The sequence below is a fragment of the Opitutus sp. ER46 genome, assembly GCF_003054705.1.
Classification (GTDB): domain Bacteria; phylum Verrucomicrobiota; class Verrucomicrobiia; order Opitutales; family Opitutaceae; genus ER46.
The window spans coordinates 477,680-499,892 of record NZ_QAYX01000025.1; the positions used below are offsets into that span (position 1 = coordinate 477,680).

Annotated in this window: 15 protein-coding genes; 12 read left to right on the top strand and 3 right to left on the bottom strand. The window is 67.8% G+C overall.

What is annotated here, in order from left to right:
* Positions 1–36 precede the first annotated feature (36 nt).
* From dacB to DB354_RS20320, 5 genes are all read left to right on the top strand, one after another.
* Positions 37–1,575 carry a D-alanyl-D-alanine carboxypeptidase/D-alanyl-D-alanine-endopeptidase gene (dacB, locus tag DB354_RS20295; protein WP_158277635.1) on the top strand — a complete coding sequence of 513 codons (1,539 nt, stop codon included), beginning with the start codon at positions 37–39 and terminating at the stop codon, positions 1,573–1,575.
* 94 nt (positions 1,576–1,669) lie between these two features.
* Positions 1,670–2,812: a heparan-alpha-glucosaminide N-acetyltransferase domain-containing protein gene (locus DB354_RS20300; protein WP_107837468.1), complete on the top strand. Its 1,143-nt coding sequence runs from the start codon at positions 1,670–1,672 to the stop codon at positions 2,810–2,812.
* A gap of 283 nt (positions 2,813–3,095) precedes the next feature.
* The gene (locus tag DB354_RS20305) at positions 3,096–6,200 is read left to right on the top strand and encodes a TonB-dependent receptor (RefSeq protein WP_107837469.1); all 3,105 of its coding nucleotides are present in this window, start codon (positions 3,096–3,098) and stop codon (positions 6,198–6,200) included.
* Between the two features lie 64 nt (positions 6,201–6,264).
* Positions 6,265–7,320 (top strand): N-acetylmuramoyl-L-alanine amidase-like domain-containing protein, encoded by a 1,056-nt coding sequence (locus tag DB354_RS20315; protein WP_199226897.1) that lies wholly within the window; start codon positions 6,265–6,267, stop codon positions 7,318–7,320.
* Between the two features lie 31 nt (positions 7,321–7,351).
* Positions 7,352–8,572, top strand: a complete 1,221-nt coding sequence (locus DB354_RS20320; RefSeq protein WP_158277636.1) for a hydrolase — start codon at positions 7,352–7,354, stop codon at positions 8,570–8,572.
* Between the two features lie 150 nt (positions 8,573–8,722).
* Here the strand turns inward: DB354_RS20320 and DB354_RS20325 are convergent, their stop codons facing one another.
* Positions 8,723–9,835 carry an anhydro-N-acetylmuramic acid kinase gene (locus tag DB354_RS20325; protein ID WP_107837471.1) on the bottom strand — a complete coding sequence of 371 codons (1,113 nt, stop codon included), beginning with the start codon at positions 9,833–9,835 and terminating at the stop codon, positions 8,723–8,725.
* A gap of 57 nt (positions 9,836–9,892) precedes the next feature.
* Here DB354_RS20325 and murQ point away from each other — a divergent pair, with 57 nt between their 5' ends.
* From murQ to DB354_RS20340, 3 genes are read left to right on the top strand one after another with little or no spacing between them, the layout of a single operon-like run.
* Positions 9,893–10,783 (top strand): N-acetylmuramic acid 6-phosphate etherase, encoded by an 891-nt coding sequence (murQ, locus tag DB354_RS20330; RefSeq protein WP_107837472.1) that lies wholly within the window; start codon positions 9,893–9,895, stop codon positions 10,781–10,783.
* Positions 10,784–10,812: 29 nt separating this feature from the next.
* The gene (locus DB354_RS20335) at positions 10,813–12,420 is read left to right on the top strand and encodes a family 10 glycosylhydrolase (RefSeq protein ID WP_199226898.1); all 1,608 of its coding nucleotides are present in this window, start codon (positions 10,813–10,815) and stop codon (positions 12,418–12,420) included.
* The gene (locus tag DB354_RS20340; protein WP_107837473.1) at positions 12,417–13,694 is read left to right on the top strand and encodes an AmpG family muropeptide MFS transporter; all 1,278 of its coding nucleotides are present in this window, start codon (positions 12,417–12,419) and stop codon (positions 13,692–13,694) included. Before DB354_RS20335 ends, DB354_RS20340 begins: the two co-directional genes overlap by 4 nt.
* Before the next feature lie 74 nt (positions 13,695–13,768).
* Here the strand turns inward: DB354_RS20340 and DB354_RS20345 are convergent, their stop codons facing one another.
* Complete coding sequence (locus tag DB354_RS20345; RefSeq protein WP_107837474.1) at positions 13,769–14,773, bottom strand: N-acetylmuramoyl-L-alanine amidase; 1,005 nt, start codon at positions 14,771–14,773, stop codon at positions 13,769–13,771.
* 12 nt (positions 14,774–14,785) lie between these two features.
* Positions 14,786–16,093, bottom strand: coding sequence for a DUF1343 domain-containing protein (locus tag DB354_RS20350; RefSeq protein WP_107837475.1), 1,308 nt, complete (start codon positions 16,091–16,093; stop codon positions 14,786–14,788).
* Positions 16,094–16,220: 127 nt separating this feature from the next.
* Between DB354_RS20350 and DB354_RS20355 the strand changes: the two genes are divergently transcribed.
* The 4 genes from DB354_RS20355 to DB354_RS20370 all read left to right on the top strand — a co-directional run bounded on the left by DB354_RS20355 (position 16,221) and on the right by DB354_RS20370 (position 22,168).
* A complete protein-coding gene (locus DB354_RS20355; protein ID WP_107837476.1) occupies positions 16,221–17,243 on the top strand; it encodes a dipeptide epimerase in 1,023 nt (340 codons plus the stop codon).
* A gap of 21 nt (positions 17,244–17,264) precedes the next feature.
* Positions 17,265–18,317, top strand: a complete 1,053-nt coding sequence (locus DB354_RS20360) for a glycoside hydrolase family 3 protein (protein WP_107837477.1) — start codon at positions 17,265–17,267, stop codon at positions 18,315–18,317.
* Positions 18,318–18,497: 180 nt separating this feature from the next.
* Complete coding sequence (locus DB354_RS20365; RefSeq protein ID WP_146180345.1) at positions 18,498–21,521, top strand: sensor histidine kinase; 3,024 nt, start codon at positions 18,498–18,500, stop codon at positions 21,519–21,521.
* Positions 21,518–22,168 carry a response regulator transcription factor gene (locus tag DB354_RS20370; RefSeq protein WP_107837479.1) on the top strand — a complete coding sequence of 217 codons (651 nt, stop codon included), beginning with the start codon at positions 21,518–21,520 and terminating at the stop codon, positions 22,166–22,168. The genes DB354_RS20365 and DB354_RS20370 overlap by 4 nt, the downstream gene beginning before the upstream one ends.
* The last annotated feature ends 45 nt before the right edge of the window (positions 22,169–22,213 follow it).

The window sequence follows — 22,213 nt, forward strand, 5'->3', positions numbered from 1 at the left end:
TTCGTCTTTGGCGCGCGGGCGGCTACCATGCGGAACATGATCCCCCGTCATTGGCGGTGTGTTTTCGGATGGATACTGCTCCTGGCGCTGGCGCTTTGGCGGCCGGCACGCGCCGAGGAAGCCGTGGCGGTGACGGGGGCTGAGACGCTCGCCGACCTGCGCGCCGAGGTGGGCCTCCGGCTCGATGCGCCGCGGTTTCGCGGCTCGGCCTGGGGGGTGAAGGTGGTCTCAGTGGACACCGGCGCGGTGCTGGTGGAGCGCGATGCGGCGCAGCGGCTGAGCCCGGCCTCCAACGCCAAGCTCTACGTCGCCGCCCTGGCGCTGGACCGGCTGGGGGGCGACTGGCGGATCAAGACGCCCGTGCTGGCTCGCGGGGTTGTCGACGGCGAAGGCGCGTTGCAGGGCGACCTCGTGGTCGCGGGGCGGGGCGATCCAAGCTGGAACCCCCGGCGAGCGGGCAAGGATTTCTGGACGGCGTTTGAGCCCTTCGTGGCGCTGGTCCGCGAGGCGGGGATCCGCCGCATCCGCGGCGACGTGATCGCGGATGGGACGTGGCTGCGCACGACGCCCCAGGGAGCGGGGTGGACGGCGGACGACCTGAACGACTACTACGGCGCCGAGATCTCGGGGGTGGCCCTGGAGGAAAACTACCTCGATCTGCGCGTGGGGCCGGGGGCCGTGCCCGGCGCCCCCGGCGTGATCGAGCTGGTCCAGCCGCTGACCGGGCTGCAAATCGACAACCGGCTGACGACGGTGACGGAGTCGGGGGCGCGTCAGGTGCGCGTGCTCCGGCTGCCGGGCGAGCGCTGGGTGACGGTGTTCGGCACGGTGCCGGCGGGTGGCGGAGAGGCGCTCGAGGCCACCACGGTGCCTCGGCCGGCGGAGTGGTTTGCCACCGGCATGAAGGAGGCGCTGCGCCGGGCGGGCATCGAGGTGACCGGCCGTGCGCGCGGCGTGCGCTGGCCCGAGCTGACCCCGGATGTGCGGGGCGCGCGGCAACTCGGGGAGATCGTCTCGCCGACCTTGCGCGAGATGGTGTCGGTGCTCCTCAAGGTTTCGCAGAACCTGCGCACCGATCTCCTGTTCGCCACGCTGGGCGAGCTGGAGCGTCAGCCGGAGACGTCGGCGTGGCGCACCGCGGACGAACTGGCGCTGACGGCGCTGGGGCGGTTCCTCCGCGAGCACGACCTGCGGCCGGGCGACGTGCAGTTCGACGAAGGCTCCGGACTTTCGCGCAACAACCTGGTGACGGCGGACGCGATGGTGCGCCTGCTGCGGTTCATGGCGCAGCACCGCGAGGCGGCGGCGTTTGCCGACGCGCTGCCCGTGGCAGGCCGGGACGGCACGCTGCGGGGGCGGATGAAGGGCACGCCGGCGGAAGGCCAGGTGCAGGCCAAGACCGGCACGTTGCGCTGGGCCAATTCGCTTTCGGGCTACGTGACGACGGCCGCCGGCGAGCGGCTCGCATTCTGTTTCATGCTGAACCGGCACGTGGCGCCCGCGGACCACCGGACGCGCGACGAGCTCGACGAACTGGCCGTGATGCTGGCGCGGTATCGCGGCGACTCACGTTGAGCGGGCGGACAGCGCGCCGCCGGGCGTGGCGACGCCGGTGGGGTGGCGACGCGGAGTTGCGTGGCGCGCCCGGACCTGCCATCGAACGCGGCCGATGAACCCCACCGGTCGGCTCGTTTCCCTCGATGCGTTCCGTGGCGCCACGGTCGCCGCGATGTTGCTCGTGAACAATCCCGGCACCTGGCACGACGTGTATCCGCCCTTGCGGCACGCCAGCTGGCATGGGTGGACGCCGACCGACATGGTGTTCCCGTTCTTTCTGTGGATTGTCGGCGTGGCGATGACGCTGTCGTTCGGCCGGCGGCTGGAGCAGGGGGCGAGCCCGGCGGAATTGTACCGGCACGTGATCGTGCGGGCGGCGATCATCTTCGCGCTCGGGCTGCTGCTGGCGACGTTCCCCTTTGGGTTGTATCCCGGCCATACCGTCGTGCTCGGCAAGCTCCGGATCATGGGTGTGCTGCAGCGCATCGCGTTGTGCTATGCCGCGGCGGGGGCAATCGTGCTCACCACGCGGGTGCGCGGGCAGGTCGCATGGGTCGCGGGCCTGTTGCTGGCCTACGCGGCGGCGCTGCAGTTCATCCCGGTGCCGGGCTACGGCGCGGGTGTGCTCGAGCCGCAGGGCAATCTCGCGTGGTGGGTGGATTCGCACCTGCTCGCCGGCCACACCTGGTCGGGCGCCCCGGTGCGCGGTTTCGATCCGGAGGGCCTGCTTTCGACGATTCCCGCGATCGCGACGACGCTGCTCGGCGCGCTGGCTGGCACCTGGCTGCGGAGCGCGCGCCCGCTGAACGCGAGACTCGGCGGGCTGCTGGCGGGTGGGGGAGGCCTGGTGGTCGCGGGGCTGCTGTGGCACCTCTGGCTGCCGATCAACAAGAACCTCTGGACCAGCTCTTTTGTGCTGTTCATGGCGGGCAGCGCGGCGGTCGGGCTCACGCTGTGCGCCTGGCTGATCGACGTGCGGGGCTGGCGCCGCTGGGCCGCGCCGGCGGTGATCTTCGGCATGAACGCGATCGCGATGTACGTGCTCGCGGGCCTGGTGGCGCGGATGCTGACGCTGATCCGCTGGACCGATGTGGCGGGCACGCGGGTGGTTTTGAAGACGTGGCTGTATAACCACGTTTTCGTGCCGGTGGCCCCGCCGGAGCTGGCGTCGCTCCTGTTCGCCCTGGCGTTTGTGGGCGTCCACTTCCTCGTCGCCTGGGCGATGTGGCGGCGGCAGTGGTTCATCAAGATCTGAGGCCCGCAGGCGGAGCGGGCGGACTACTGTACCCAAAGATCGGTTACGGAGCGGAACGGAGCGCCTCCGGGGCCGCCGCGCGCCCGAAATTGGCCCCCGGGGGACGTTTCCGACCATCACCGCGGTGATGAATTATTTAACCGAACTGCCAATCCGGGCCGGTTTGCGGGCCCATGGACCGGAAATCGCTTTACCTCCATCCGCGGCGCCGTAGGCAAGGCGGCAGCTTACACACCCTGTGTGTGGCGCTACCCCCATTGGTGCCGCACACGACCTACCACCCATGAACTACACCGTTCCGCACGGCCGACTTGGCCGTATTCCGTCTCGGCTGTTGCAGGTCGCAACGAGCCTGTTCCTTACCCTGGTCCTCGGGGCAGTCGCGGCCCACGCCGCGGACGCCGCCGGTACCGGCACCATCAGCGGCACCGTGACCAGCTCGGTGACCCAAAACGCCATGCAAGGCGCGGCAGTCACGCTCCCGGGCATGAACCGCACGACCCTTACCGACGATGCCGGCTATTTCGTATTCCTGAATGTACCCGCGGGCATCGTCGACCTGACCGTGAGCTACACCGGGTTCACGCCGACCACCGAGCGCGTCAACGTCTCGGCCGGCGCGACCGCCCGGCTCGATGTGTCACTCAAGTCTGCCGACGTCGTGACCATGGAGAAGTACACGGTGCAATCCGTGCGTGAAGGCCAGGCGCTCTCCATCACCGAGCAGCGCAATGCGACGAACCCGAAGAACGTCATGGCCCTCGACGAGTGGGGCGTCCTGCCGACGCAGAACGTCGGCGAACTGCTGTCCCGCATGCCCGGCGTTTCGTTCCAAACCGACGAAGACGACCTGATCAACAGCGTCGATATCCGCGGCATGGTTTCCTCCAACGGCCAGAGCTTTACCCGCCTCGTGGTCGACGGCATGTCCTCGACCGGCGTCGGCGGCAACGGCCGCACCGCCACGCTGCATTCGTTCTCGGCCGCGATGTATGAGCAGATCGAACTCATCGCCGGCCAGACGCCGGACAAGCGCGCCGATTCGATCGGCGGCCAGATCAACCTAAAATCCCGTTCCCCCCTTGCGATGAAGGAGCGCCAGCGCTTCGCGTATAACTTGGGTGGCCGCTACACGCCGGGTACCAGCGCACGTAACAGCGATCTGGGCAAACATCCCCTAGGGTATACTGCAACGATGGATTACACTGGGGTCTTCGACATTGCTGGCGGTACGCGAAATCTCGGCATCAGCGCAAGCATCGCGCAGCAGCAAATAACTACCCAGTTCGATTACGATGTGCTGCAATACGCTGCTACGACGGATGCCTCAACCGCGTACTTCCGTGACTATGATAAGCGAAGTGGCGCCAATCACCGGTTCATTACTGGTCTCGGCCTACGCGCCGATTACCGCTTGTCGCCTACAACGACGGTGTCCGCACGATTCACCTATAATGCAGGCCGCGAACCATTTTTCCATTATACCTTCATTAATCCCTTCGCCTCCACCGGCATCGTTGCCGGGTCCAATTCCACCCGCGCCGAGATCAGCACTAGCGGCAATGGGCAGATGCTCCTCACGCCTCGGACCTATTCTTTCACGAGCAATAATCCCACCGGTACGCTCTTCTTTGAACACAACTTTGGTCGATTGAAAATCGACCATGCGTGGCGCATGAGCCGGACCCATTGGGATTCGAATGCAGGTAACAACCGAGAGGGTGGGCAGCTAACGCTTCGGACGAAGGGTTCGATCGGATTCATTCTCGATAACTCGGACCTGACCGGCCGCGTTTTCACGCAGACTGCAGGACCGAATGTGTACGATCCCGCGTCGTATACTTCGTACGTCGTGACCAGATCCACCACCGCGAACCGGAGCACCGTTCCGGTGGACCAAACCTCCGTTCGTCTCGATAAGCGTGGCACGATCACAAATACCGACGAGTGGAGCGGCACAATCAATGCAACGTACCCGCTGCCGTTCACTTTTCCTGTCACACTCAAGGCCGGCGCCGACACCGTGAATCGGCGGGTGAATAATTTCCAGTCGAACCCGTTGCGCTGGTACTTGAAGGAGAATAACTACATCTCCGACACGGCCTTGATGCCAATCACGACGTTTGAAGAAAATCACGGCGGCCAACGCTTGCCGATCTTTAACCCCGTCGCGGTGAGCGAGACCCTCAATAATGGCAAGTGGGCCCAAGATGAATATTATACGGCTTCACAGAACTTCACGAGCTCACGCCACTTCAAAGAGATGGTCGATGCCGGATACCTGCAGAGCCACGTGACGCTCGGACAACTTAAGTTGGTCGGGGGCGCGCGCATCGAGAAGGTGAAGACATACGTCTGGACCTATTATCGCGATACAGCGGTGAGAGTCCCCGCTGCCGCCGGCGAGCCTGATCCCTACAAACGGGCTGCGATGGAATATACGAAAGGCGGCGCGAATGGCGAGTACACCAAGCTTTTCCCGAGCATCCACGGCAGCTATAACGTCACACCTAACCTCGTGGCGAGAGCAAGCTGGTCAACCAGCTATGCGCGGCCGGATATGCTCCAGCTGATTCCTGGGATATCGGTTACGACCTATGACCATGCTGATGATAATGGATATGAAGGCAAGGTCACGTACGGTAATCCCAATATGAAGCCGCAGTTGGCCAAGAATATTGACCTGAAGTTGGAGTATTATCCCACCGTCAACGGCGTGTACTCGGTCGGTGCATTCCGAAAGAACATCACTGACTATCTGCCTGCCTCTGGCATTAATTACGGGACGGTCGAGACGGTAGGAGAAGGGCCGAACAATGGCTTTGGCGGCGAGTACGCCGGGTACCAGATCTTTCGTCCGCAAAACATCGGCACGCTGAGGGTTCAAGGTGTCGAGCTCGATTTCCGCCAACGGTTGACCTTCCTACCCGGTGCGCTGAAGGGCTTAACCGTGCGCGGCAACTACACGGTGATCACGGGTAAGGGGCAGTTTGTGTACAGCGCTGCCCAAGTCGGCTTCGTCGAACGCAGGACGGCCGATATCCCAGGGCTCGTGCCGCGGACCGCCAACCTTGGGCTACAGTACACGTATGGAAAATTCGATGTGTCCGCGGACCTGAGCTACTCCAGCGACTATGCGGTCACGAACAGCGGCACGGTGGGCACGATCGGCACAGCGTCCTGGGTCCAGCTAATGGTCCATCGTAAGTCACTCACCCGCCTGAACGTCGGGTTCTACTACCGCGTGCGGCCCAACGCGACAGCCTACCTTAATGTGAACAATATTACTGAGGCGGGGCCGGACCGCTATACTTGGGTGCCGGAGCGCAAGCGCAGTCTTTGGATCACGCCGATGTCGATCAACTTTGGCGTGAAGGGCACGTTCTAGGCCTGAGTTGCCATTTCTCCTGCGGGGCGGTCCGTATGCGGACCGCCCCCTTTTTCTATCTACCGTGAATTCCCGTACCCTTCTCCTTTCCTCCACACTGCTCGCGTTGGGCGCCAGCGCGCTGGCGGCAACCGCGCCTGCGCCCGCTGCCCCCGCAACGGCTGCGACGGCTGCAACACCCAAGGCCGGCACGACTCCTGCCGCCACGCCGGTCGATCCCATCCCGCCGTTGTTGGCGAAACCGCTCTATCAGTTCACCGAGCGCGAGGTGGGGCAGTACCTCGGTTACCTGCAGGCCACCATGCCGGACCTCCGCCAGCGGATCGTCCACCTGGCCCGCAAGAACATCGGCCAGCCGTACGAGCTGTACCTGCTCGGCGAGATGCCGTTCGAGGCCTACGACCCGCAGCCCATCTACTGTCTCACCAAGAGCGACTGCCTCGTGTTCACCGAGCACACCTACGCGATGGCGCTGACCCGCGATTGGTCCGGGTTCATCCGGATGCTCCAACGCATCCGCTACCGCGACGGCAAGCTCGGCGTCGCCACGCGCAACCACTACACCGAGGCGGATTGGAACGTTTCCAATCGCTGGCTGGTGCGCGACCTCACCGACGAACTCGCAGGCGCCAAGGCGCTGCCGTTCGATGCCCGCATCGACCGCAGCAAGTTCCTCCACAACCGCTACGGACTCGATGTCTCGATCCCCGTCGAGGAGCACCACGACCGCTTTATCCCGCTCTCCGAAATCGAGCGCATCGCGTCGCAACTCAAGGACGGTGACTTCGTGAACGTCGTTCGCGGCTCCATCAACGCCGGCCACGCCAACGCCGAGATCTACGGCGGCAAGGCCTGGGTCGGCCACACCGGGCTCATTGCCCACTCGCCGGACGGCACCGTCACCATCATCCACTCCGCCGAACCCAAGGTCCGCGAGGAGCCGCTCGCCGCCTTCATCGCCCGCGGCGTGGAGTCGGCCAAGTCGCCCCAGGCCCGCCAGCGCCTTCTCGGCTTCAAGTTCCTCCGGCTCCAGGACGACCCGCTCGCCAACCTGCGGCAGATCGATGGCGATGACACGCCGCGGGTCACGCTGCCGGGTGGGGCACGCGCTGGACTTTGACCGCGCCGCGGTGGCATTCTCTCCCGCTTCCATGTCCGTTCCTTCCTCGATTCTCGCCCTGCCGCAGCGCACGCCCGAACTCGGCGCGCTGCTGGAGCGTTGGGCCAACATCAACTCGGGCTCGGATCACGCCGCCGGGCTGGCCCGGATGCGTGAGACGCTGCGGACGGAGTTCGCCCGCTGCTTTCCCGCCGCCACGATCGAGGAGGTCGCCGCCGACGCTCCCGGTTTCAACCCGCCGGGCGTCCGCTCGCTGAGCATCCGGATGCGGCCCGCGGCCCCGAAGCACGTGCTGCTCTGCGGCCACTACGACACCGTGTACGAGGCGACCAGCCCGTTCCAGACGTGCCGCTGGGTGGATGCGAAGACGATGTCGGGGCCCGGCACGGGCGACATGAAGGGCGGCATCGTGACGCTCCTCGCCGCGCTCCAGGCGTTCGAGCAGACCGCCAACGCCGCGCAGCTCGGCTGGGAGGTCCTGCTCACGCCGGATGAGGAAATCGGCTCCCACGGCAGCCTCGAGCTGTTCCGCGCCGCGGCGCGCCGGAACCAGTTTGCCTTCGTCTTCGAGCCGGCGCGTCCCTCGGGTGACATCGTGCACTCGCGCAAGGGCACCGGCGTGTTCACCGCCATCTGCCACGGCCGCGCCTCGCACGCGGCGAAGGTGCCGAACGACGGTCGCAACGCCGTCCTCGCGCTGGCGGAGTTTCTCCTTGGCGTCGCCAAGCTCCCCGACGAGTTGCCCGGCGTGCTCGTGAGCGTCGCCAACATCAACGGCGGCTCGCCCGTGACCAACGTGGTGCCGCACTACGCGCGCGCCGACATCGACGTCCGCGTCACGCGGATGTCCGACCGCGATGCGCTGCTCACGCGGATCCACGCGCTCGCCGCCGCGATCAACGCCCGCGAGGGTTTCCGGCTCGAACTGCAGGGCGGGTTCAACCGTCCGCCGAAGGAATGCACCCCGGCCGAGGAGGCCGCCTACGCCGCGTGGCAAAAGGCGGCTGCTGATGTCGGCGTGCCGCCGTTCAAATGGGTGCACACCGGCGGCGCTTCCGACGGCAATTTCCTCGGCGAGGTCGGCCTGCCGACGCTCGATGGCCTCGGCCCGATCGCCGACGGGCTACACAGCGAACGCGAGGTCTGCCGCGTCGACACGATCGCCCCGCGGGCGCAGATCGCGGCGCTGTTCCTCCACCGCGTCGCCTCCGGTGAGGTGGCGCTGCCGCCGGTGCCGGCGGCGCGGTCGTAAACCGCAACCTCCGGCGCCGCTTGCCGGGCCCGCCGCGCGCGTTCCTCTGCCGAAATGGTGTCCTTCTCGCGCCGCCTTCTCCTTGCCACCGGGGCCTCGTGTCCCGGAGGGGCGGATGCGGCCGCGAGGTCGGCTCGCCGTGGGCCGGCCTTAATTCGGCAGATACAGTCCGCCCAAGACGGCGGGACGCCTGGCGCCAGTGACGCCGGGACAATTGCCCGGCAGCGTTTCCAGGCGCTGGTAAGCGAGCCACGCGAAGGCCATCGCCTCCACCCAGCCGACGGGCACGCCGAGCGCGTCGGTGCGCTGCACGCGTCCCTCGCCGAGCACACGTTGCAGGGCCGCCATCAAGACGGGGTTGTGGGCGCCGCCGCCGCAGATGAACAGATCGGGCGCGCGGGAACGCACGAGCGGCCGGATCGCGGCCACGATCGTTTCCGCCGTCAACGCGACCAGCGTGGCTTGGACGTCCGCTTCCCCGACGACTCCGTGCGCCTGCAAGTGTTGGTCGAGCCATTCGGGCGAGAAGTACTCGGGCCCGGTGCTCTTCGGCGCGGCTTTGGCGAAGAAGGGATCCGCGAGGAAACGGCCGAGCAGCGCGGCGTCCACGCGGCCGCGCGCGGCGAGCGCGCCATCGACGTCGAGCGGTTGTCCGAGGACGCGACGCGCCCAGCTGTCGAGCAGCGTGTTGCCCGGACCGGTGTCGAAGCCGAGAATCGGCGCGCCGGGCGTCGCGGGCAGAACCGTCACGTTGCCGATGCCGCCGATGTTCACGATCACGCGGTCCGTCTCCGCGCTGCCGAAGATCGCGGCGTGGAAGGCCGGCACGAGCGGCGCGCCCTGGCCTCCCAGCGCCATGTCCTTGCGCCGGAAATCGGCCACGACCGCGATGCCGGTTTCGGCGGCGATCACGTTGGGGTCACCAATCTGCAGGGTGAAGGCCGGCTTGAAGTCGGGTCGATGGCGGATCGTCTGCCCGTGGCTGCCGATCGCGCGCACGTCCTTCGGTGCGACCCCGGCTTTGGCCAGGAGCTCGCGCACGACCGCGGCGAAGCAGCGGCCGAGCGCCACGTCGGCGCGCCCCATCCGGTCAATCTCGTCGGGACCGGGGCGGCTCAGCGCGAGCAGCTCCGCACGGAGCGCGGCGGGGAAGGCGAGCGTGTGCGAGGCGACGAGTTCGGCCTGCGGGGTGAAGCGCACAAGCGCGGCGTCGATGCCGTCCATGCTCGTGCCGGACATCAAGCCGATGAAGAGGTCGGACATGCCTCGGAAATGCGCGGTTGAGCGGACCGCGGCAACGCAGGACTTTACTTCACTACGATGCTCAACACCGAAACCCCCAGCACCCGGCATGAGAACCTCGATCGTTACGCGACGATCGACCTGGTCCGCGCGTTCACGGAAGACCACGTGCATGCGGCCAACGTCGTCCATGCGGCGGCCGCCGATCTTGCTCGCGCGGTGGACGCCGCCGCGCCGCGCATCGCCGCGGGCGGCCGGTTGCTGTACGTCGGCGCCGGCACTTCGGGACGGCTTGGTCTGCTGGACAGCGTCGAACTGTTCCCCACCTTTTCCTGGCCCAAGGACCGCGCGCTCGGACTGCTCGCCGGCGGCCGCAGCGCCGTCTACGAGGCGGTGGAAGGCGCCGAGGACAACCGCGAGCAAGGCGCAGCCGACCTGCGGGCGGTCAACCCGACGCGCAACGACGTCGTCATTCTGATCGCGGCCTCCGGCGGCACCCCGTACGTGCTCGGCGCGCTCGAGGCGGCGAAGGCCGCCGGTGCCCTCACGATTGGCATGGCGAATAATCCCGGCGCGCCGGTCACGGCGCAGGCGGAGATCGGGCTGACGCTGGACACGGGCAGCGAGGTGGTTTCGGGTAGCACGCGGCTCAAGGCCGGCACGTCCCAAAAGATCGTTCTGAACACCCTTTCGAGCGCCATCATGGTGCGGCTGCACAAGGTGTACGGAAACCTCATGGTCGACGTGCAGCCGACCAACGCGAAGCTCGTGCGCCGCGCCGCGGCGCTGACGATGCGCGCGACCGGTGCGGACGAGGCGACGGCCCGGCGCACGCTCGAGGCCTGCGACTACCGCGTGAAAGTCGCGATCGTCGCGATCAAGCGCGGCCTTGACGCGGCGGCGGCACGCGCGGCCCTGGAGAAGGTGGATGGTGATGTCCGCGCGGCGATTGCCGGCGAACGCGCGTGATCAACACCTAGGTAACGCGACTTTCCGCCATGGCCACGATGCAATCACGGGTACGAGGGAGTGGACTCCGCGCGGCAGGCGCCGCGCTGCTGGCCGCGGTGGCGTTGACGCTCGGTGGCTGTGCGACGGGCCAGGCCCCGGCACCAGCCGAGGAGGCGTTGGCCGCGGTGGCCCCGGCCGCGCCGCGTGAGTTTCGCGCCATGTGGGTGGCGTCTGTTGCGAACATCGACTGGCCCAGCCGGCCGGGGCTGTCGGTGGAACAGCAGCGGGCCGAGATGATCGCTCTGCTCGAGCGCGCGCGGGAGTTGAACCTCAACGCCGTCATCCTCCAGGTGCGGCCCGCGGCGGACGCGCTCTATCCCTCGCGGCTGGAGCCCTGGTCTGAGTTTCTCACGGGCGAGCAGGGCAGGGCGCCGGAACCCTATTACGACCCGCTGCGCGCCTGGATCGACGAGGCGCATCGGCGCGGACTCGAGCTGCACGCCTGGCTGAATCCGTACCGCGCGCGGAGTCCGGCGGCGAAGGGGCCGCTCGCGCGACTCCATCTGGCGCGCGCGCACCCGTCCGCGGTGAAGGCGTACGGCGACCTCCTCTGGATGGACCCGGGCGACAAATATGCGGCCGCGCAGACCCTCGGCGTGGTTCGCGACCTGGTGCGCCGGTACGACCTGGATGGCATCCACATCGACGACTACTTCTACCCGTATCCGAAACCCGAGGTGGGCGACTTTCCCGATGACGCCTCGTGGCAGCGGTATGTGAAGCGCGGCGGGCGGCTGGCCCGCGACGACTGGCGCCGGCAGAATGTCGACCGGTTGATCGAGGCAATGTACCGGTCGATCCATGACGCGAAGCCGTGGGTGAGGTTCGGCGTGAGCCCGTTCGGCATCGGCCGGCCGGACCGGCGTCCGTCGGGCATCACGGGGTTCAGCCAGTACGACAAGCTGTACGCCGACGTGGAAAAGTGGCTGGCGGAAGGCTGGCTCGATTACCTTGCGCCGCAGCTCTACTGGCGGATCGACCAGAAGGCGCAGTCGTTCCCGGTGCTCCTGGATTACTGGCGGCAGCACAACCCGGCGCAGCGCCATATCTGGCCGGGACTGAACGCGAGTTCGGTGGATCGGGCGGACAAGGGCTGGAGCCCGGAGGAACTCGGGCGCCAAATCGCGCTGATGCGGGCCGCACCGCCGACCCCGCCAGACAGCCTAGGTCAGATTCATTTCAGCGCGAAGGCGCTCCTCCAGGATCGCGCGGGGCTCGCGACCTACCTGCGCCGCGGCCCGTACGCGCAACCGGCGTTGGTGCCCGTCTCGCCGTGGATGAAGGCGGAGCCGATGCGGGCGCCGACGCTGGTGCGTGAGACCGCCCCGGCGGAGGTCGTCGTCGTGCGGGCCAGCCGATTTGGCCCGCGCCCCACGCACTTTGCGGTCTGGCGGCGTTACGCGGGCGGCACATGGCGGTTTGCCGTGGTGCCGGCGGCGGAACGCGTGATCGCGCTCGGCGCCGATGCTGAACTTGGCGCCCCCGATGCCATCGTGGTGAGTGCCGTCGACCGGCTCGGCAACGAGAGTCCGCGCGTGGCGTGCGCCATCACGCCCGTGCTGCACCTGGCGTCCAACGTACCCTCATTTCCATGACAACTCCGGCTCCTGTCCGCGCTTCCGCCGCCTGGCGTTGGATCCCAACGCTCTACTTCGCCGAGGGCATCCCGTACGTCATCGTGATGACGGTGTCGGTCGTGATGTACAAAAACCTGCACATCTCGAACACCGACATCGCGCTCTACACGAGCTGGCTGTACCTGCCGTGGGTCATCAAGCCGCTGTGGTCACCGCTGGTCGACCTGCTGGGGACGAAACGGCGCTGGACGTACCTGTTGCAGTTGGTGATTGGCGCGGCGCTCGCCTGTGTGGCGCTGACCGTCCCGACGACGCACTTCTTCCAGATGACCCTGGCGGTGTTCTGGCTGATGGCGTTCAGCTCGGCGACGCATGACATCGCGGCCGACGGTTTCTACATGCTGGCCATGCCGCCGCACCAGCAGGCGGCGTTTGTCGGCGTCCGCAGCACGTTCTACCGGATGGCGACGCTGACGGGGCAGGGCGGGCTCGTGTACCTCGCGGGCGCGCTGCAGGAGCGCTACGGCAGCGTGACCAAGGCGTGGTCGATCGTCTTTTGGATCATCGCGGGGGTGTTTGTTGTGGCGGGGCTTTACCACTCGTGGGCGTTGCCGCGGCCGGAGACCGACCGCCCGGACACCACGAACCGATCGTTCCTCAGCGGGTTCGCGGCGGTCTTTGTCGAGTTCTTCCGCCGCAAGGAAATCGGCCGGATCCTGGCCTTTCTCCTTCTTTATCGGTTCGCCGAGGCGCAGCTGCTGAAGCTCGTCACCCCGTTCCTGCTCGATGCGCGCGACGTGGGTGGGCTTGGGCTCACGACCAAGCAGGTAGGGATCGTGTACGGCACGGCCGGCGTGATTGCCCTGACGGTCGGCGGTATCGTTGGCGGCATCATCATCTCCCGCTACGGGCTGAAGCGGATGCTGTGGCCGATGATCATCATCATGCACGTGCCGAACCTGGTGTTCGTGCTGCTGGCGTTCACGCAGCCGCAAAACCTGTGGCTGATCGGCGCCGCGCTCTCCGTCGAACAGTTCGGCTACGGCTTCGGGTTCACCGCGTACATGATGTACATGATCCTGGCGGCCGAGGGGCATCACAAGACGGCCCACTACGCGATCTGTACCGGGTTCATGGCGCTCGGCATGATGCTGCCGGGCATGGCCGCCGGCTGGATCGAGGACCATCTCGGCTACCAGAAATTCTTCCTCTACGTCTGCGCCGCGACGATCCCGTCCTTCATTGCCGCGTCGCTGGTGAGGATCGATCCCGCCTTCGGCCGCAAGGCCTGAGGCGGGGGCGGGCGTCCGCCAAAACGGCGCCGGCGTTTCGGCTAACAGGTTGCCGGGTGACTCCCGGCGACCTGCTATCGGTTCAGCAGTCGCTGCGCGCCGCCGATGACTTTGTCCCAGTCGAACGCCGGACCGGGGTCGGTCTTGTTCGTCTGGATGTGAAAGTGGCCCATGACGCCCTGGTAGGCCTTGAGCTGATCGTCGGGCAGCTTGCTCGTGATCATCCGGCCGTCGGCGTCGCGCGGCACGTCGCACTTGATCTTGGGGAAGATGCGCGAGAGCGCGGCGGTGAGGCGAATGAGCGCGGCGTACTGCTGCGGCGTGAAGTCATACTGGACGAGCTCCTGCCCCTGCACGACGCCCTTGACGGGGGCGGGGCGCGCGGGATGGCCGACGAAGCCTTTGGTTCGGATCATCGGGTCGCCGATGCGCTCCGGCACGGTGAGCGTGATGCGGCCGTCCTTGTCGGTATGATACCAATCCGCGAACACCTTGCCCTCGGTGCCCGGCGCGTACGCGCCGATGTTGGCGATCTCGATGCCGATCGAGCGATCGTTGGAGATGGTGGCGTGCCGGCCGCGCTCCTTGAGGTCGAGCGTCTGGTAGAGGGTGCCATCGACATCGAGCATGAAGTGGACGCTCAGGCCGCGGTGGTCGTGGAGCACGCGGAAGCACGTCTTGCTGAAGCCACAGACGTCGTAGTGGATCACGAACTGGTCGACGACCCGCTGCAGCGTGGGGAGGTCCCAGCCACCGCCGCGCACGCGCTCGATTTCCTCGGGCGTGAGCGACTCGGAACGGAGACCGTAGCGGTTTGGCGTGCCGAGGCCCTTCACGGCGAGCGATGACTTTTCCCAACTGCTCTCCTCGATTGGGCTAAAGCGCCGCTCGACGCGGTAGGCGTCGTAACCACCTGGGTCCATCCAGGTCACGACCGGTGTCCCGATGTGATAGAGCTGGCCGGCGACGACGATCTCGTCGCCCTTGCGTTTGACGCGTTTGCCGGGCGTCTGGCAGCCAGACACCACGAGAGCGGCGAGCACCGCGAATACGACCAGGAAGCGGCTGGGGGAGCGCATGGAGAAGAGGTATTAGTACAGGAGGTACTTGGCCCGGGCCTGACGAAACTCGTCCTCGGCGGCCTTCCACGAGGCGACGATGTCGGCGGCGTGGGCTCCTGCCTCCATGCGGCGGCGCGGGGCATCGCTGCCGTTGACCTTGTCCCACATCTGCAGGCGCTGGGCGTTTGTCTTCGCGGTCTCGGCAAAGAGGTCGAAGCCCGCGGTCTCCTTCAGCGCCTCGATGGCATAGTAGTTGATCGCCGTGAGGGGTGCGTGGGCCGCGTCGGTGAAATACAGCTGCGCGCCGCCGAGGATCGTGCCCTTGGCGGTCCCATAGAACGGCTGGAACGTGAGCGGCTGGAAGTGCACGCCGGGCAGCCCGAACGCATTCATCCGGGCGGCGAACGCATGCGCGTCCAGCTTGGGGAGGCCGATGCACTGGAACGGCAGTGTGTAGCCCACGCCGATGTTCACCACGGGGGTCTCGCCGAGCATGCCGGTGGCGACGAGGAACAGGGGGGAGAAGGCATGCGGCACGTGCGGCGACGTCGGCACCCAGGGCAGGCCGGTGTCGGTCCAGGTCATATCGCGCCGCCAGCCCTCGAGCGGCACGACCGTCAGCTTGCAGGGATGCTTGATCCAGCCGCGGTCGTTGATCATCCGGGCGAGCTCGCCGCAGGTCAGGCCGTACACGTAGGGGATGTCCCAGCGGCTGACGCCGGAGCGGAACTTCTCCTCGACGCCGCTGCCCTCGATGCGCTCGCCGCCGAGCGGGTTGGGGCGGTCTAGCACCACGAATTCCACCCCGGCCTCCCCACAGGCGTCCATCGCGTCGCCCATCGTGCTGATGAAGGTGTAGGAGCGGCAGCCGGTGTCCTGAAGGTCGTACACGACGGCGTCGAGCCCGGCCAGCATCTCGCGGGTGGGGCGATGCGTGGCGCCGTAGAGCGAATGCACCGTGATGCCCGTGCGTGGATCGACGCCGCCCTTCACCTGCTCACCGGCCGGCACGTCGCCATAAACGCCGTGCTCGGGGCCGAACAACGCGACCAGCTTCACGCCGGGCGCGCGCCGCAAAACCTCGATCGTGGTCTCGAGGTTCCGGTTCACCCCGGAGGGGTTGGTGATCAGCCCGACGCGCTTGCCGGCGAGTTCGCGGAAGCCGTGCAACGCGAGCACCTCGTTGCCCAGCCGCACCTGGGCGGTGGCGGCGGGGCCGGCGGCGGCAGCGGGAGGCTCCGCGCGGGACGTGCCGGCCGGCTTCGGGGTGGTGCAGCCGGCGAGCACGACGACAAGGCTCAGCGCGACCAGGGGCGAAAACGTGCGGGGCGTAAGCATCGCGACAGCATGCCGGGCGCCCGGCCGGTGTCACGTTATTGCGTGACAATTGGCGGCGGGGCGGCGGGCGCGGATTCAGCCTCGATTCCTGCCGGGCGTTCCGCTGACATGGTCGCGCCGCGTCCCCATGAAGCTCACGAGCCACCCTTACACCCTCGAGCTGAAGCACACGTTCACCATTGCGACGAACTCCCGGACCACCACGCCGGACGTCCTGGTTGAATTCGAGCACGACGGGATCGTCGGGTACGGGGAGGCCTCGATGCCGCCGTACCTCGGCGAAACGCAGGAGTCGGTCCTGGCGTTTCACCGGAAGATCGACTGGTCGCGCTTCTCCGATCCGTTCTGCCTGCAGGAGATCCTGCCGGCGATCGACGCGATTGCCCCGGGCAACACTGCGGCGAAGGCGGCGGTCGACATCGCGTTGCACGACTGGATGGGCCGCAAGCTCGGCGCCCCCTGGTACCGCATCTGGGGACTCAATCCCGCGAAGACTCCCGTCACCTCCTTCACCATCGGGCTCGACACGCCCGAGGTCGTCCGCGCCAAGACCCGCGAGGCCGAGCCGTACCGCATCCTCAAGGTGAAGCTCGGGCGCGGCCAGGAAACCGACCGGATGATGATCAACACCATCCGCGAGGTGACCGACAAACCCATCACCGTCGATGCCAACCAGGGTTGGACCAACCTGGAGGAGGCGCTGCGGATGATCGAGTGGCTGGCGGAGCGCGGCATCGTGTTCATCGAGCAGCCCCTGCCGAAGACGCGGCTCGACGAGACCGCCTGGCTGCGCGAACGCAGCCCCTTGCCCCTCATCGCCGACGAAAGTCTCCAACGCATCGGTGACGTCGCCGGCCTGCGCGGCGCGTTCGATGGCATCAACATCAAGCTCATGAAGTGCACGGGCCTCCGCGAGGCCCACGCCATGATTCAGGTCGCCCGCGCGCTCGGCATGAAGGTGATGCTCGGGTGCATGACCGAAACCTCGTGCGCGATCTCGGCGGCGGTCCAGTTGTCGCCGCTTGTGGACTGGGCCGACCTCGACGGCGCGGTGCTCATCCGCAACGACTGCTTCCGCGGGGCCACGATCGTCGACGGCAAACTCACGCTGCCCGACCGCCCCGGTATCGGCGTCGAGAAGATCAAGTAACCCCGCGTGCCGCCTCCCGCCATGTCCGTCCCGCTCACCCTTCGCCAGAAGATCGCCCAGCTCCTCAACGTCGGCTTCCGCGGCGCCACGCCCGCGGAATGCGAGATCGCGCTCCGCGACGTGCGTCAGCACGGCGTCGGCGGCATCATCCTGTTTGACCAGGAGATGACCGAGGCCACCCGCGGCCGCCGCAACATCGTGTCGCCGGCGCAGGTGAAGGAACTCGTGGCCCATCTCCAGGCTCACGCCGTCGTGCCGCTGCTCGTGTCGATCGACCAGGAGGGCGGGCGCGTGAACCGGCTGAAGCCGGCCTATGGTTTTCCGGAGACGGTGTCGCACGAGGAACTCGGCCGGGCGGGCGAGGACGCGGCGTACCGGCAGGGCGAGGCGATTGCGACGACGCTGGCGAGTGTTGGCATCAACCTGAACCTCGCGCCGGTCGTCGACCTCGACGCCAATCCCGACAACCCGATCATCAAGGGGAAGGGCCGCAGCTTCGCCGCCGACCCCGAGGCGGTCGGCCGGCTGGCGTCAGCGTATGTGCGCGGGCATCACGCGCGCGGCGTGCTCACGTGCGCGAAGCATTTCCCCGGCCACGGCAGCGCGGCGGGCGACACGCACCTCGGGCTGGTGGATGTCACGCAGACTTGGCGCGAGCAGGAGCTGATTCCCTTCCAGCGGTTGATCCAGGCGGGCCTGTGCGACTCGATCATGAGCGCGCACGTGTTCAACGCGAAGCTCGACCCGGAGCGCCCGGCGACGCTCTCGCGGGCGGTGATCACCGGCATCCTGCGCGAGAAGCTCGGCTTTCAAGGCGTCGTGACGAGCGACGACATGGAGATGAAGGCGATCTCGAGCCATTACGGCCTCGAGAAGGCGGTGCCGGCGGCGATCGAGGCGGGCATCGATGTGCTCTGCTTCGGCAACAACATGAGCTACGACTCGGACATTGCGCCCCGGGCGATCGAAATCCTGGCGCGCGCGGTCGAGTCCGGCCGCATCCCGGAAAGCCGGATCGACCAATCCGTGGCGCGCGTCCTGGCGCTGAAGGCCCGGCTCCCGGGGCGGCCGTGACGGCCGGGACGGCCGCCGAGTTAACAGGTGGCAGGTGGAAAGGTTGCAGGTTGCGAACCGGAAGGCGCGAAGCGGGTGGGACGGCGGAGTTGGGTGGGCGCCTTGCTTAAGGATGACACCAACAACAACGTGGCGGGCTCGGGTGAGCGCGGCAGGCTGTCGCGTCCCGGCGCTTCCCTCTTGCGTACCCTGTTTCACCCACGTCCTTCGCCCCGTCCGCGGCTTTCCTGGCGGGCCAGGGTTGGCGCGGCCAGCTGGCTGATGGTGGTCCTGGCGCTGCCGCTTGGGGCGGCAGGTTGGGCGGACGAGGACTCCGGACGCTACTTGTTCGAGAATTACGCCGGTACGGCGGGGCTGCCAGGCAGCGTGGTGACGGCGGTGGCGCAGGGACGGGACGGATACATCTGGGTGGGCACAACCTCAGGCTTGGCGCGGTTTGATGGCGTGCGATTCGTGAGCTTTCGCGCGGCCGACACGCCGGGGTTGGGGGGCGACTTGATCCACGCCTTGCTGGTGGACGCGGACGGCGCGCTCTGGATTGGCTCGGATGCGGGTCTGACCCGAGTGCGGGGCGGAAAATTCGAGCCGGTGAACCCGACTCCCGTGGCGGTGCGCGCGGTGGCCCGGGGAGCGGCGGGCGAGGTGTGGGCGGGGACGGTGGGACGCGGGTTGTGGGTGGTTCGCGGCGGCGAGTGGAGCCGGCCTGAGATTGCGGGTTTGCCGGCGGAGGCAAAAATCCGCGCGCTGCACGCCGACGCCGACGGCCGCCTCTGGGTCGCGCTGGAGCGCGAACGCGGTGTGTGGCGGGTCGAACGCGGCGTCGCCCGGCCCTACGACGGGGACAATCCGTTCTTCGGGGAAATTCTGACGATCGCCGAACAGCCGCGCGGCACGCTGTGGTTTGGTACGCAGCGCGCCGGGCTGTTTCGGCTGCGCGACGGAGCGCTGAACAGGATCGTTACCGAGGCGGGCGGGGGAACGTTGCCGGTCCGGCAAGTGATGGCGGGGCGGGACGGAAAGGTCTGGCTCGCGGCGGGCGCGCTCCTGCGCATGGCCGACCCGGCGCAACCGCGGCCTGTGGTCGTCACCGGCGTGCCCAATCGCAATGTGCGCGTGCTGGCGGAGGACGCCGAAGGCGGACTGTGGCTGGGGGCGGGGGCGGAGGGCCTGGCGCGGATGCACCCGATGCCGTATCGCCTGCTCGCACGGCCGGAAGGCCTGCCGCAGGAAAACGTGAAGAACGTCGCGCAGGATGCGGCGGGCGACCTCTGGGTCAGTGTGCGCGGCCACGGCATCCTGCGGTTGAGTCCCGACGGCACGGTGCGCGACGCGGTGGAGGAGGGACTGCCCCAATCGGACCCGGCGGTGGTCTGGCCGGCGCGGGATGGCTCGGTCTGGGCGGGAATCAGTTCACACCTCTGGGTGCGGCGGGAGGGGCTCTGGCGGCAGCACACCGACCTGCGTTTCGTGCGCGGGCTCTTCGAGGACGCGGCGGGTGCGATGTGGATCGGCACCGATGAGATGGGGCTCTTCCGCTGGCGGTACGAGAAGCTGGATGAAGTGCGGACCGCGGACGGCGCGCACATTGCCGCGGCCACGGCTTTTGCCACGGCGCCGGATCAAACCCTTTATGTCGGCACCTGGCGCGGCGGTCTGTATCGAGTTCGAGGTGACAACGCGGAGCCGGTGCGCATCGGCGGCGGAGCGCGGGGCGCCGAAGTCCGGGCGGTGCATGTGGACGCGGAAGGTCGCCTCTGGGTGGGCCTGAACGGCCGGGGGCTCGCGGTGGGCGAGGGCGGCCGCTGGACCAATCCCGCGGCGTTGACGGCGGCGCTGGGCGGGCAGGTTTCGGCCATCATCGAGGATGGCCGGGGCCGGATCTGGTTCGGCACCTTGGCCGGTATCCTGTGGGCCTGGAAGGCGGAGTTGCTGCCGTGGCTGCGGGACGGGGGAGGCGCACCGCCGCTGCATGCGATCGCGGCGGGCGACGAGGTACGCTCGCTGCCCGTGTGGTCGGGCGGGCAGCCCGTGGCGTGGCGGGCGGCGGATGGCGGACTGTTGTTCGCGACCCGGCGGGGCGTGGTGGCAATCGATCCGGCGCGGACATTCCGCAACGACGTGCCGCCACCGATCCTGCTGGAACGGGTGCTGGTGGACCGGCAGCCGGCGCCGCCGGGGGCGGCGGTGCGCCTGCCGCCGGGCATGCGGTCGCTGGCGTTTGAATACACGGCGCCCAGTTTCGTACAGCCGGAGACCGTGGGGTTCTCCGTGCGGCTCGAAGGCTATGATCCCGACTGGGTGGACGTCGGCAATCGCCGGAGCGCGTTTTACGGGGCGTTGCCGCCCGGCGAATACACGTTCCGGGTCCGGGCGCGCAACGGCGACGGCGTGTGGAGCACGCGCGCCGCCGCGATGCAGGTCGTTCAGTTGCCGCACTTCTACGAGACGCTCTGGTTCCGGGTTCTCGTCGTGGCCGCTCTTGCCGCGGCGGGTTGGGGCGCGTACCTCTGGTCCCATCGTCAACTGCGACTGCGGCTGGAGCGGCTGGAGCGCGAGCGGGCGATGGAGGCCGAACGCCGGCGGATCGCGCAGGACCTGCATGACGACCTCGGCGCGAGCCTCACGGAGATCGGGCTGTACGCGGAACATGCCCGGCGGGCGCCGGCCGAGGCCGACCGCGGCCTCGAGGCGGTTGGCCAGCGGGTCCGTTCCCTGGCCGCGTCGCTTGACGCCATCGTGTGGGCGGTGAATCCGGCCAACGATTCCCTGGACCAGTTGGTTTCCTACGTGGCCGAGCTCTTCCAGGAGCTCTTTCGCGCCAGCGGCATTCGCGCGCGGCTGGAGGTGGTGGGTGACGTGCCACGCTACCCGTTGTCGGCCGAGGAGCGCTCGCACCTTTTCCTCACCGCGAAGGAGGCGATGCACAACGTGCTGAAGCATTCCGGCGCGCGGGAAGCCTGGCTGCGGATCGCGTGGCGGGAGGAGCGACTGACGCTCGTGGTCGAGGACAACGGCTCCGGTTTCGACCCGGCGGCGGGCCGCGCCGGGGGCAACGGCCTCGCCAACATGCGCTCCCGGATTGCGCGGGTCGGCGGCACGATCGACTGGCAGTCCGGGCCCGGCGGCACGCGCGTCATCGTCACGACGGCCTTCCCCGGGCGGAAACCATTGCCGGACTCCGGCTCGCCCCGCTCTTTCTCGTGAATCCGATCACCGTCGCCATCGTGGAAGACAACGCCGCGTTCTGCGCCTCGCTGGAGCAGATCATCAACGCCTCGGCCTCGTGCCGCTGCGTCTGCGCCAGCCGGAATGCCGGCGATGGGCTGCGCGCCATCGCGCGCCACCGGCCACAGGTGGTGGTGATGGACATCAATCTGCCGGACCTGACCGGGATCGAGTGCACGGCGCGGCTGAAGCGGCAGCAGCCGGAGCTGCAGATCCTGATTCTCACGGTGTACAACGACGCCCGGCAGATTTTTCGGGCCTTGGAGGCCGGCGCGAGCGGCTACCTGTTGAAGCGCTCCACGCCGGAGGAGATTGTGCGCGCGATCGTGGACGTGCAGGCCGGCGGCGCGCCGATGAGCGCGGAGATCGCGCGCAAAGTGGTGCAATCGTTCCAGCAGCCGGCGGCGCGCGCGGAGGAGATCGCGGCGCTCACGCCGCGGGAAAGCGAGATCCTGCAGCTCCTGGCCGAGGGGCATGCCAGCAAGGAGATCGCGGATGAAATCGGGGTGAGCTACACGACGGTCTGCACGCACCTCGGCAACATCTACGGCAAGCTCCAGGTGCGCTCGCGCACCGCCGCGGTGGCGAAGTACCTGCAGAGCGACAAGCGGACCTCCGGTGTCTGACGGCGGGCGACATCGCGGGGGCGAGGCGCCAGAATCCTTAGGTCT

Excerpts from the sequence above, each read along its gene's own strand:
- DB354_RS20360 (WP_107837477.1), top strand. The coding sequence starts at position 17,265 with ATGTCCGTCCCGCTCACCCTTCGCCAGAAGATCGCCCAGCTCCTCAAC.
- DB354_RS20320 (WP_158277636.1), top strand. The coding sequence starts at position 7,352 with ATGTCCGTTCCTTCCTCGATTCTCGCCCTGCCGCAGCGCACGCCCGAA.
- dacB (WP_158277635.1), top strand. The coding sequence starts at position 37 with ATGATCCCCCGTCATTGGCGGTGTGTTTTCGGATGGATACTGCTCCTG.
- DB354_RS20350 (WP_107837475.1), bottom strand. The coding sequence starts at position 16,093 with ATGCTTACGCCCCGCACGTTTTCGCCCCTGGTCGCGCTGAGCCTTGTC.
- DB354_RS20305 (WP_107837469.1), top strand. The coding sequence starts at position 3,096 with ATGAACTACACCGTTCCGCACGGCCGACTTGGCCGTATTCCGTCTCGG.
- DB354_RS20325 (WP_107837471.1), bottom strand. The coding sequence starts at position 9,835 with ATGTCCGACCTCTTCATCGGCTTGATGTCCGGCACGAGCATGGACGGC.
- DB354_RS20300 (WP_107837468.1), top strand. The coding sequence starts at position 1,670 with ATGAACCCCACCGGTCGGCTCGTTTCCCTCGATGCGTTCCGTGGCGCC.
- DB354_RS20345 (WP_107837474.1), bottom strand. The coding sequence starts at position 14,773 with ATGCGCTCCCCCAGCCGCTTCCTGGTCGTATTCGCGGTGCTCGCCGCT.
- murQ (WP_107837472.1), top strand. The coding sequence starts at position 9,893 with ATGCTCAACACCGAAACCCCCAGCACCCGGCATGAGAACCTCGATCGT.
- DB354_RS20340 (WP_107837473.1), top strand. The coding sequence starts at position 12,417 with ATGACAACTCCGGCTCCTGTCCGCGCTTCCGCCGCCTGGCGTTGGATC.
- DB354_RS20355 (WP_107837476.1), top strand. The coding sequence starts at position 16,221 with ATGAAGCTCACGAGCCACCCTTACACCCTCGAGCTGAAGCACACGTTC.
- DB354_RS20335 (WP_199226898.1), top strand. The coding sequence starts at position 10,813 with ATGGCCACGATGCAATCACGGGTACGAGGGAGTGGACTCCGCGCGGCA.